This is a genomic window from Nocardia sp. NPDC058058 (assembly GCF_042885355.1).
Lineage (GTDB): Bacteria > Actinomycetota > Actinomycetes > Mycobacteriales > Mycobacteriaceae > Nocardia.
This window is the reverse complement of the sequence record NZ_JBHVSA010000025.1, coordinates 1-1,359: the sequence shown is the minus strand read 5'-3', so window position 1 is coordinate 1,359 and position 1,359 is coordinate 1. Positions and strand designations below refer to the sequence as shown.

General features: G+C 65.0%; 3 protein-coding genes. 2 read left to right on the top strand and 1 reads right to left on the bottom strand.

What is annotated here, in order from left to right:
- Both ACFVUS_RS43885 and ACFVUS_RS43880 read left to right on the top strand, forming a co-directional pair.
- Positions 1–260 (top strand): hypothetical protein (locus ACFVUS_RS43885; protein ID WP_387781486.1); only part of this gene is annotated, 260 nt, incomplete at its 5' end.
- A 216-nt stretch (positions 261–476) separates the two neighbouring features.
- A complete protein-coding gene (locus ACFVUS_RS43880) occupies positions 477–1,001 on the top strand; it encodes a hypothetical protein (protein ID WP_387781483.1) in 525 nt (174 codons plus the stop codon).
- A gap of 3 nt (positions 1,002–1,004) precedes the next feature.
- On the opposite strand, the gene ACFVUS_RS43875 is transcribed toward ACFVUS_RS43880, so the two are convergent.
- On the bottom strand, positions 1,005–1,359 hold a 355-nt coding region (locus ACFVUS_RS43875), incomplete at its 5' end, for a transposase (RefSeq protein WP_387781481.1).

The window sequence follows — 1,359 nt, the reverse complement described above, 5'->3', positions numbered from 1 at the left end:
CTGTACGCGACCGCATGCTGCGTGAGCCGACCACCCAGGGCAGCTACCAGGAGGACCCTGCCGCCTACCTCACGGCGACATGGCTTCAAGGCCTCAGGAACACGCCGGAGGCTGAACTGGCCAACCGCCTCCGCACCCAAGGAGTCGACATCGCCCGCACATGGACCCAGGCACGGAACACTGACGAGTCCACTCGGCAGGCTCTGCTCGCCGAAGTGGATCGGAGCGCGCTGAGTGCCTACCGCGAGGCCAAGTCGTAACCCAACTACCCGGCGCAGCAGGCCAGGACAGTACTCTTCACGGCATTCCTCGACACGGTGGTCAAACCGAGGATGTACGGTCATTCGCCGAGGTGGAGCGAATCGGGCTCAGCGCCTACCGCGAGATCAAGCCGAAGCAGACCCGTCCGATGGAGCCCGGCGACGTGACTGATTCCCAATGATGGTTGTCAAGCAGCGGGACGTAGGCTGCGGCTCATGGAATCGTTGATCGTTGCCGTCCGTGAGCAGGAAGAAGCTGCCCGTTTTCTCGCTTGGCCGGGTGACTTCGACCTTGACCGAGGCGATCATGTCGAGGAAGTGCACCTTGCCTCGGGTGCCGCGCTTGAGGGGTTCGCCGGCGATGCTGCTGGTGGGACGTTCTTCTTCTGCGGTGAAGGCGGAGAGGAGCGTCCGATCCTGTACGCCGACTCCGAAGGAGGTGCGGCTCTGGTAGCCATCGGCCTGCACGAGCTGGTGCGGCTGTTGCTGGTCGTCCCGTGGTGGCAAGGCTGCCAGGCGTTCACAGACGAGGAGAGTCGCGAGCTTGAGGCTGAGTATCTGGAGGACATGCCGGACCTCGCGGCCAGAAGGGATCGTGCTGCCGCAGCCCTTGGCCTCGATCTTCCAGGTCAGACCGAGGTCCTGGCTCGCTTGAGGGAGGTGGCCACTCGGCTGGGGGAAGACTTCGTTTTGATCTACACGCCGGAGGGACACCCCTACGAGCCGCTCTTCACGGTCTGAGGCTCAGACCGCGACGAGGCCCCGCTGGGGAGGCTCAGCCTCGAAGGTGCGCTGATCGCGTATGAGGGCCCACATGACGTCGAGGCGTCGCCGAGCGAGGGCGAGGATCGCCTGCTTATGACTCTTTCCCTCGGCCCGTTTGCGGTCGTAGAAGGTCTTCGAGGTCAGGCAGAAGCGGGCTGCGATCTGGGCGGACAGGTAGAAAACGCGCAAGAGGCGGCGGTGGTAGCGGTGCGGCCGGCGCATGTTGCCGCTGATCCGGCCTGAGTCTCGTGGGACCGGTGCCAGACCAGCGACTCCGGCGAGTCTGCCCGCGGTCCCGAAGGCGTCCATGTCCCCGCCGGTGCAAGCGACGAAC